9 protein-coding genes are annotated in these 9650 nt (G+C 38.0%); 4 read left to right on the top strand and 5 right to left on the bottom strand.

The genetic code is table 11. The features are described from left to right. The first annotated feature begins 36 nt into the window (after positions 1 to 36). Genes pseB through H5232_RS04640 form a run of 3 tightly spaced genes read left to right on the top strand, consistent with a single transcriptional unit; the run spans position 37 to position 3382 of the window. Positions 37 to 1038, top strand: a complete 1002-nt coding sequence (gene pseB / locus H5232_RS04630; protein ID WP_149981506.1) for a UDP-N-acetylglucosamine 4,6-dehydratase (inverting) — start codon at positions 37 to 39, stop codon at positions 1036 to 1038. After that, the gene (pseC, locus tag H5232_RS04635; RefSeq protein WP_182718186.1) at positions 1035 to 2189 is read left to right on the top strand and encodes a UDP-4-amino-4,6-dideoxy-N-acetyl-beta-L-altrosamine transaminase; all 1155 of its coding nucleotides are present in this window, start codon (positions 1035 to 1037) and stop codon (positions 2187 to 2189) included. Before pseB ends, pseC begins: the two co-directional genes overlap by 4 nt. A 56-nt stretch (positions 2190 to 2245) precedes the next feature. After that, on the top strand, positions 2246 to 3382 hold the full coding sequence (locus H5232_RS04640; RefSeq protein ID WP_182718187.1) for a Gfo/Idh/MocA family protein: 1137 nt from the start codon (positions 2246 to 2248) through the stop codon (positions 3380 to 3382). Between the two features lie 5 nt (positions 3383 to 3387). On the opposite strand, the gene H5232_RS04645 is transcribed toward H5232_RS04640, so the two are convergent. The 5 genes from H5232_RS04645 to pseI are packed head-to-tail and all read right to left on the bottom strand — an operon-like array spanning position 3388 to position 8866. After that, positions 3388 to 4914 (bottom strand): class I adenylate-forming enzyme family protein, encoded by a 1527-nt coding sequence (locus H5232_RS04645; RefSeq protein ID WP_182718188.1) that lies wholly within the window; start codon positions 4912 to 4914, stop codon positions 3388 to 3390. Next, a complete protein-coding gene (locus tag H5232_RS04650; RefSeq protein WP_182718189.1) occupies positions 4904 to 6487 on the bottom strand; it encodes a hypothetical protein in 1584 nt (527 codons plus the stop codon). The genes H5232_RS04645 and H5232_RS04650 overlap by 11 nt, the downstream gene beginning before the upstream one ends. 2 nt (positions 6488 to 6489) lie before the next feature. After that, positions 6490 to 6732, bottom strand: coding sequence for an acyl carrier protein (locus tag H5232_RS04655; protein WP_076923517.1), 243 nt, complete (start codon positions 6730 to 6732; stop codon positions 6490 to 6492). Next, a complete protein-coding gene (locus H5232_RS04660; protein ID WP_182830590.1) occupies positions 6732 to 7820 on the bottom strand; it encodes an FkbM family methyltransferase in 1089 nt (362 codons plus the stop codon). Before H5232_RS04660 ends, H5232_RS04655 begins: the two co-directional genes overlap by 1 nt. Continuing rightward, a complete protein-coding gene (gene pseI, locus H5232_RS04665) occupies positions 7817 to 8866 on the bottom strand; it encodes a pseudaminic acid synthase (protein WP_182718191.1) in 1050 nt (349 codons plus the stop codon). Before pseI ends, H5232_RS04660 begins: the two co-directional genes overlap by 4 nt. Before the next feature lie 186 nt (positions 8867 to 9052). On the opposite strand from pseI, the gene H5232_RS04670 reads away from it, so the two are divergent. After that, positions 9053 to 9650, top strand: a 598-nt coding sequence (locus H5232_RS04670) for a cytidylyltransferase domain-containing protein (protein WP_182830591.1), incomplete at its 3' end; no start/stop codon positions are given.

The following is a 9650-nucleotide window of genomic DNA, read 5'->3' on the forward strand; positions in this document are numbered from 1 at the left end:
ATAACTACGCCAATGATAAATAACTTGGGTAAAACTATGTTCGATAACAAAACAATTTTAATTACCGGTGGTACCGGATCATTCGGTAAAAAATACGTAAAAACGTTACTTGAGCGATACAAGCCAAAAAAAATAATTATTTTCTCTCGTGATGAGTTAAAACAATTTGAAATGCAGCAAGACTTTGATCAACCATGTATGCGTTACTTTATCGGTGATGTACGCGACAAAGACCGCTTACGCCGTGCAATGCGTGGAGTAAATTACGTTATTCATGCTGCAGCTCTTAAACAGGTCCCTGCCGCAGAATATAACCCGATGGAATGCATCAAAACTAACATTAATGGTGCTGAAAATGTCATTGATGCTGCCTTAGACAATAATGTTGAAAAAGTCATTGCGCTTTCTACTGATAAAGCAGCCAACCCAATTAATTTATATGGTGCGACAAAATTAGCATCCGATAAATTGTTTGTTGCCGCTAATAATATTGCCGGTGGTAATCGCACCACATTTTCAGTTGTTCGCTACGGTAATGTAGTCTGCTCGCGCGGTTCAGTAGTGCCTATTTTCCAAAAGTTTATTGATCAAGGCCGCGACCATATCCCTATCACCCATGAAGAAATGACCCGCTTTTGGATCAGCCTTCAGCAAGGTGTTGATTTCGTTTTAACTAACTTTGAGAGGATGTTAGGGGGAGAAATTTTTGTTCCCAAGATCCCATCAATTCGTATTACTGATTTAGCAACAGCAATGGCACCAAACCTGCCACAAAAAAATATCGGTATTCGCCCGGGCGAAAAATTACATGAGGTGATGTGCCCTTCTGATTTGTGTTTTGATACCTACGAATTTGATGATCATTTTGTGATTGCACCTGGCATTAAATTTAGTAGTCGCAGCAATAATTTTGATACAAATGCATTAAATGAGTGCGGTAGGAAAGTTGAGATCGGATTTGAATATAGTTCTTTAAGTAACCCCCACTTCTTAACGATAGAAGAAATAGCAGCTTTTAATATTCAGGCACTTTTATGATCCCATATGGAAAGCAATCTATTGACCAAGCAGATATTGATGCGGTACTCAATGTCTTACAATCTGACTGGCTCACGCAAGGTCCTAAAGTACCCGCATTTGAAGCTGGCATTGCTAGTTACTGTAAAGTAAAGCATGGCATTGCAGTAAATAGTGCAACATCGGCGTTACATATCGCATGCCTAGCATTAGGCGTTGGAGAAAACGATATAGTCTGGACATCTCCTATTTCTTTTGTAGCATCAAGTAATTGCGCACTTTATTGTGGTGCTAAGATTGACTTTGTTGATATTGACTTAGATACCGGCAACATGTCGATTAAGGAACTTGAGCAGAAGCTGATCCTAGCAGAAAAAAATAACTGCTTACCTAAAGTTGTAATACCGGTACACTTGGCGGGTCAATCATGTAATATGCAAGCCATTCATCAGCTCGCTACTAAATATGATTTTAAAATTATCGAAGATGCCTCTCACGCCATTGGTGCTAAATATTTAGATAAGCCTGTTGGTAATTGTGAGTTTTCAGATATTTGCGTATTCAGCTTTCATCCTGTGAAAATCATCACGTCAGCTGAAGGCGGTATGGCGGTTACAAATGATGATAATTTAGCAAAGCGTTTAAAAAGATTAAGAAGCCATGGGATCACATCAGATGAAAGTGAAATGACCGATGCAAGCCATGGGCCTTGGTACTATCAGCAAATCGAGCTTGGCTTTAATTATCGAATGACTGATTTACACGCAGCGTTAGGGCTTAGCCAACTAAGTAAAGTTGACGAATTTATTAAGCAGCGACATCACCTTGCTAAAATATATGATACACATCTTAATTTAAATTTGGTTCGTCCATTGCAACAAATTGATACCTGTTATTCCGCTTATCACTTGTACATAATTCAACTTAATAATAGCGATGCAACTCGTCATAAAAACGCTGTAACTCAGCTTCGAGCAGTAGGGATCATTGGCCACGTTCATTATATTCCAATACATTTACAGCCATACTATCAAGCTCTAGGCTTTAAGGCTGGTGATTTCCCTAATGCTGAAAAATATTATCAAGGTGCTATCACCCTTCCTCTTCATCCATCGTTGAAAGAGCAAGAAGTGCATTTTATACTGAACACTCTACAGCAAATCTTAAATTAAAGTTTTCAACCTTTTTGACGATATAAACATATTATTTAATGAACCTTGAGGCAACTATGTTACAAACTCACCCGACTTTCAAACTTGCTTTTATTGGCGGGGGTAACACGTCAGCTGTTGGCTATGTACACTTTTGCGCAGCTCACATGGATCATAAATTTCAAGTTGTTGCCGGTGCCTTTTGTCGTAATCAAGAAAATAATCAAGCTACAGGTATTCATTGGGGGATCCCAGCAGAATGTGTTTACGCAGATTGGAAAGAAATGGTCGAAGCTGAAAAGGGTCACATTGATGCTTTTGTAGTGCTCACTCCAACACCGCATCATTTAGAAGTTTTACAGTATTTATTCGAAAAAAAATTACCCGTAATCTGTGAAAAAGCGATGGTTTGTGGACCACGAGAAATTGCAATTCTTCGCCCTTATTATGATCCAAAGAAACAATTTTTAGCTGTTACTTTTAACTACAGTGGCTATGCAATGGTACGTGAGTTAAAGCATTTAATAAATTCAGGAAAGCTGGGAACAATTCAAAAAATTCATTTAGAAATGCCGCAAGAAGGCTTTCGCCGCCCCCCCGATATCGCGGGAAAAACATCACAACCGCAGGCGTGGCGTCTGCGAGATGCTGAAGTACCAACCATTTGCTTAGATTTAGGTGTTCACCTTCATCACCTAAGTAGCTTTTTATTGGGTGAGGAACCAACTCACACATTAGCCGAATTTAGTAACCACTCTCAATATGCTAATTTAGTCGATGACGTACAAATGCTAGTAAAGTATGCCAGTGGCGTCAAAGGCAGCATGTGGATGTCAAAAACGGCTATTGGTCATCGTAACGGTTTACAGATCAGAGTGTATGGAGATACCGGAAGTGCTAAATGGTTACAGCTCAACCCCGATGAGTTAGAACTAAATTTTAATGATGGTAGGCGAGAGATATTAGACCGAGCGGGTCAGTGCGACTACGCCCACCAATTTAGATATAACCGCATGAAACCAGGCCATCCCACTGGTTTTGTAGAAGCATTTGCAAACTTATACAGCGACATCGCTGAAGATTTACAATGTTTTCAACTAGGGCAAAAAAATAACCAACCATACGTATTTGGTTTAGAACACGCCGCAGATGGCTTAAAGTTATTTGCTGCTGCCAAACGTTCGACACAAACACTTGGCTGGGAAAGCGTGTAATACGCTTAATTACAACTCTCTAGATATGCCTGCTTGATACTCGGTTTATGGATTTTACCCATTTCGGTTTTTGGCAGTCTTTTCATCTCAAACAAAATTCGCGGTTGCTGATAGTCAGTAAGTTCTTTGAATAAATGCATTTGCAACTGCATTTTTGCATTCACTGGCGCAGTATCATTACAAACAAAAGATAATAAAATGACTTCTCCAAATTTATCATCACTTACTCCAAAAGCCGCACACTCAGCAATCCAAGGTAAGTAATTAGTTACCAACTCAATATCGCTCGGGTAAACATTGATCCCGCCCGATTTAATAACTTCTTTTGTTCGACCAACATAATAAAGATAATTATCATCATCCAAATAACCAAGGTCACCAGTAAAAAAATAACCATCACTGTCGTAACTCTGCGCAGTTTGCTCTGGTAAGTTATAATATTGTGCAAACGCAGTTGGTGAGCGACAAGCTATTTCACCGATATTACCATTAGACAAAGTATTACGTTCAGCATCACATATTTTTATTTTCAGATTTGGTAAAGGCTTACCTACACTATTGATCGGTACATTCGGCTCGGTTATATCAAAATCACTGATCACCCCCATTTCTGATGCCCCATAACATTCATGAAAACGGCAATTCAAGGCTAATAACAGTGACTTTTTGTCGTCGCTTTCAAGCGTTGCAGAAGATGATACAACACACTTCAAGCTTGTTAACTGCGCTTTTGCTAACTCTGGGATCAAGGCCTTTAGTTGACTTGAAACAGCAAATAAAAAACTAATTTTATGAGTATTGATTGCATCAAGCCAAGCATTAACTGAAAACTTGGGTAAAATAACTACACTTGCGCCCAACATTAGTGGCATCAGTAAAGAGCGCTGTGCAAGTGAATGATATAAAGGTGTTGAAACCAACACAACATCGCTTTTATCTAATTGGTAATACTGAGCCGTCGCATCAAATGCGCGAACAATTTTAGTCGCTTGAGTAAATACTATTGGCTTAGGTTGACCAGTAGAACCTGAAGTCATGGTAAGAATATAAGGTAAATTGATATTTTCTACTGGAAACTCATCATATTGCGCCGTGGATGCAGACATTACATTGACCAAATCAATCAAGTTATCACTATTGCCACCTATCGTAATTATATTGTCGGTAGCTAAAACATCATTATTAACAAGTTGTTCAGCCACACTTATCCATGCTATAGCATACTCGCAATCAGCTACTTGTAACGCTTTTGATAAAGCCTGTCCTTTAAGAGTTAGTGGTAATGGCGCAAGCGCAATACCCAGTTTAGCCGCAGCTAATAAACAATATGTAAACTCGAGGTTATTTGGACAAAATAACGCAACTTTATGTCCTTGCTTAATTCCTAACTGAGTCAGGCCAGCAGCTAAAGAATCAACCTTATTTATTAGTTGTTGGTAGTTAATTTGGGTCTGTTGATATATACACGCAATTTTCTCAGGTTGAGTAACCGTATGTGATTGAACAAGCTGGTATATATTTTTATTGTGCATTTGGGTCCCACATTACAAAATTAAACTGCTCATCGGCCAAAGGAAATAACTGTTGCGTTACTTTATATTCTTTTGAATGTATTGGTATTGCCACAAATCCCATATAGCTATTTAGCAAATTTACAAATTTGTTGTCTTTGTGGATCACCGCAAGCCAAATAGCATTGGGATGACTCGCTTTACAAAACTCAAGTTGCCATTGTAAGGCGATCATAGCTATGGGCAAGGAAAGATCTTGATTACAAGAAAACCAGCCGCCATATAAATACTTATCTTTATATAAATTATGCCAGATATACAAACTTTGAGATTGCCTACTGCCTTCTCGCTCTGTAATCACAAAGTTAAAACGTGATTGATTAAACCACCATAAATAATGTTCCAATGGCTTAATAGCATTCTGCACAGTCATTCTCACGCTATTGCTAGGTAAGTTTCTAGCCGATAAATAACTATTTATATGGGTATCATCAACTTGGCAAACAACCAAATTATCTGTTAATTCAGTCTTTACTTCGCAGTGCTGCTCAGCAATAGCAAAACAATTTGTTGATATCTTCTCACCGACAAGAGCTTTAGCTATTCGCCGTGCCCCCTCGCCATCAACCGATACTTTTCTTTTGGCTACCAGCAATTGTAATCTTGGTAATTGACTAAGAGCGATATCAATTAACTCTCCTAATCGCAAAAAATCATCAATAGAAACATCATTAATATGGAGGTAGTGACCTAACCACTCCAAGATATCAATATCATTAGTCTGGTTATCCTCAAGAGAAAAAGTAATCGCTGGTGTTTTAGTCGCAGCACATTCATAAAAAGAGGTGCCTAATGCACCCACAAAAAGTGAGGCTCTTTCATAATACTCTTTCAGGCAAGTTACATTCTCTAAAATATTAATATTTGGAAACTCTTGCCCAATAGCATACATAGTATCTTTATTCGTTGCATAGGGACCTACCACTATATCAAAAAGAACATTTGCTTGAATGGCTCTTGGTAATCCATCAAAGATTCTTTTTAGAATAAAAAGATCACCACCGCCACCTAATGAAAATAAAACTCGAACGGGAAGATCTGACTCCGAAGAGTGCTTTTCAACGGTACGATATGTGGGATCTAAAATACAATAATTCGGGCCTAAAAGACGAACGCAATCAGTCGGTACTAGCGATTCATAACGGCTCTTTGTATTCGGTCCTACCCATTTATAATCAATCAAAAAATCGCAAGTATGTTGTCGCTCGTTATCATCAATAACGGTTAAGGTAAAACCGGATTTCTTTATCAACTGCTCGTATTCATGCGGTAAAGTATAACTATCAACTATTAAATGCGATAAACTATTCTGATGCATATAATTAATTGTTAAAAGTGCGTCCTCTTCATAATTTTGCCAATGAACATCAGCCACTTTAAAATCTGCATACAGCGTTTGGCTAAACTGACATAAATCATCAAGAATTATGTGGACACCTAATTGATGCTGTTTTAATGCAGAAGCCAAATGTTTCATTCGCATTAAATGACCAATGCCATTGTCTTGCTTATTAGTGATACGAATTGCAAACATAATTATTGCTTTGCCATAACCATATCAACAAATCCACTCACATAATTCGTCTTTGGATCAAGCAATTCCTGAGGTTCAATTTTTATACCGAAAGTCAATTCAATCTGCATTACTAATGTCAGAATCTCAAATGAATCCAAAGCTATATCATCCTTGAATGAAAGCTCTAAAATATTATCAATATCAACAGCGCAACCTCTGTCTGTAAAAAACTGATATAAAAAGTTAATAAGTTGATTTTTCATTAATGAGAACCTTTTGGAATACAATACAAAACGGTGCTTAACCCTAAATGTTCATGTACTCGTAAATACATATCGTAATTAGGCTGCAATTGATCGATAAATTGAGGGAGTTCCCATAAATCTTTCGGTTTATGGTAAACACAAATAGCTAGCACAGGCTGTTGGGTTTGAATTAAACTTTTGGCACCTTCAAGAGCAGCTAATTCGGCCCCCTCTATGTCCATTTTTATATAGTTTATATCCATAGCTTGACAAGTTGAGTCTAAATCAACAACAGATACTGAAGAATCATTTATAACTTCACTTTGTATAATATTGCTGGAGCTTGTTTGCCCTTGATTAAAATTAAGTAAATCAACACATTTCCAAACCCCCGAAGGGAATGCTTGAAAAGAAATTTCAGGATTATTTTTCTTTAGCCTGTTTTGTGTATTTGTAAGTGTTTGATAATTATTTGTATCGGGTTCAAATGAGGAAATATGCTCAAGTGTTATAATATTTTTTTTATGAAGTTCTACAAACGCCTCTACTGTATCCCCAGTATAAGCACCACAATCGATAAAACGAATTGGTGATTGAAAATTGAAAGGTATATCATCTGGGAAGTACTCAATTTTTCTATCCGGTTCAGGGTAGTCATCAATAGAAAGGGATGCCCTAAAAGCACACAATTTATCTAATATATTTTTACTTTTATCATCCCCCAAACGCGCTCGTAACCACTTAATACTTGGTAAATTCAACATATCATGATGACTTGTGCGCATCCATAAATGCTCTAGCTGTGCATATTCCTTAAACACTTCTGGGAACTCTCGTGCAGCCTCAAAAAAGCCAAGAACATTATTATAACCGAGCTCTTGTAGGCGCTCTTTGATTTGCCCTCTATTAGAGTTAACTAACGTCGTTACAGCAACAATGACTGTCATATTACGATCAGCTGTATGCTCATCAAAAATAGGTAAATTATACTTCATCTGGCTAACTAAACGTTGATCGATCCACCCATTAACTTGTAGCTTTTGCTTTACTAAAATTCTATAAAAACATTCTCCAAAATGACCCGCTCCGTAAATTAGATAGTTCATTTAATCGCTCCAACGTGATGCCAAGTCAAAGGCATACCTTTTTTAATCGCTTTCGTTGCGAGTCTGCCCGTTATAAATCCTAAATCCTTTGGCATCAGCTCACCTACACCAGGCCTTAGATTGACCACATTCTCTTTGTTCAAAACTTCACCAGCAGCAATATCCCTCACTGCAAATAGGCAACGCCTTGCTTTACTGGGCTCACTAGGGAAATGTACACTGCCAATAGCCAACTCAACTTGCCTAACTCCTTGAACTAAATCTTCAAGTTCATCTGGTGTCATGGAAAAAAAGCTATCAGCCGTTTCATCTTCTTTACTCATCACAAAATGCTTTTCTATAATTGTCGCCCCCATAGCTACAGAGGCGACAGGTATATGGTTACCTAATGTGTGATCCGATAAGCCTATTGGTACTTTAAAAACATCTGCTAAATGAGGGATTGTTTTTAAATTAATGCTTTGCGGGGGAGCTGGGTAGCTACTTGTACATTTCAATATAGCTAAATCTGTTACTCCTGCTTGGTGAGCAACTTTCACAGCTTCGTCAATCTCAGCAAGCGTTGCTCCACCTGTTGACATAATCACCGGCTTTCCAGTCGCAGCAACTTTTCGAATGAGGTCATGATCGATCAACTCTGGCGAAGCTATTTTATATGCAGGTGAATCAAAAGATTCCAATAAATCGACTGCAGAATCATCAAATGGTGAAGAAAAAATAGTGATACCGATTTCATTCGCCAGCTGAATTAAAGGGGCGTGAAAATCCCATGGCATATATGCCCCTTCGTATAAATCATATAAATATTGTCCTTGCCATGGACCTGTTGCTTCAAAATGCGGTAATTTACAATCCATTGTTAAAGTATCTGCGCGGTAAGTTTGTAACTTTATCGCATCAGCTCCGGCCTCTTTTGCGGCTCTAACTAACGCTTTCGCCTGCTCTAAATTTTGACCATGGTTTGCTGACATTTCGGCAATAATATACACAGGATGACCTGGCCCAATTTTTCTACCATCGATGGTAATTTCAGAATTAAACGCCATTTGCGCCCCTTAAATTGCACTGTCAAAAAATCATTAAATCAAAGCAAATTTCATACCTAATTATCTACAATAGCTTACAATTTGATAAACTATATTGATCCAAAAGGATTTTAACTTTTAAGTTATGTGCAAGAGTGTAATGATTTGCTATATTTATCTCAATAATAATTACGATTACCAGTGACCATGTCTGATGTATTAATAATAATTCAAGCACGTATGACATCAACCAGATTGCCTGCCAAAGTGATGTTGCCGCTGTGTGGCAAACCAGTGTTACAAATTATGCTTGAACGCTTACCAAACTGGCACGATCAAATCATTGTCGCAACAACTAATGATGGCACTGAGCAGCCTATCTTGGATTTATGCACACAGCTGAATATTAAAACCTACCAAGGGGATACACAAGACGTACTAAGCCGCTATTATCTGGCTGCTAAACATTATAATGCTCAATCATCTACAACCATAGTTAGGCTAACGAGTGATTGTCCACTGATTGATGAAGAGCTATGTAACAAAGTGATTAATGAAAGAGTGACTCAAACCTATGACATGGTTAATTTAGGTCCTCATAGTGGTTACCCTAGAGGACTTGACTGCTGCGCATTTTCATTTGATTTACTAGAGAATACCCATCTAAAAGCAACATCACCGGACGATCGTGAGCATGTTACGTTAGGCATGGCAAAATTTAATACTATAACGACTCACACATTCAGTGCGTATGAAGATTATAGCCACTTTCGCCTAACACTTGATGAACCAGACGATTACAAAG

Origin of the sequence: Pseudoalteromonas sp. SG41-5, assembly GCF_014164495.1 — a bacterium.
Taxonomy (GTDB): Bacteria; Pseudomonadota; Gammaproteobacteria; order Enterobacterales; family Alteromonadaceae; genus Pseudoalteromonas; species Pseudoalteromonas rhizosphaerae.

What these genes read in the sequence shown, in the direction of transcription:
- H5232_RS04640 (WP_182718187.1), top strand. Translation starts at nt 2,246, where the DNA reads ATGTTACAAACTCACCCGACTTTCAAACTTGCTTTTATTGGCGGGGGT.
- pseB (WP_149981506.1), top strand. Translation starts at nt 37, where the DNA reads ATGTTCGATAACAAAACAATTTTAATTACCGGTGGTACCGGATCATTC.
- H5232_RS04650 (WP_182718189.1), bottom strand. Translation starts at nt 6,487, where the DNA reads ATGTTTGCAATTCGTATCACTAATAAGCAAGACAATGGCATTGGTCAT.
- H5232_RS04655 (WP_076923517.1), bottom strand. Translation starts at nt 6,732, where the DNA reads ATGAAAAATCAACTTATTAACTTTTTATATCAGTTTTTTACAGACAGA.
- pseI (WP_182718191.1), bottom strand. Translation starts at nt 8,866, where the DNA reads ATGGCGTTTAATTCTGAAATTACCATCGATGGTAGAAAAATTGGGCCA.
- H5232_RS04645 (WP_182718188.1), bottom strand. Translation starts at nt 4,914, where the DNA reads ATGCACAATAAAAATATATACCAGCTTGTTCAATCACATACGGTTACT.
- pseC (WP_182718186.1), top strand. Translation starts at nt 1,035, where the DNA reads ATGATCCCATATGGAAAGCAATCTATTGACCAAGCAGATATTGATGCG.
- H5232_RS04660 (WP_182830590.1), bottom strand. Translation starts at nt 7,820, where the DNA reads ATGAACTATCTAATTTACGGAGCGGGTCATTTTGGAGAATGTTTTTAT.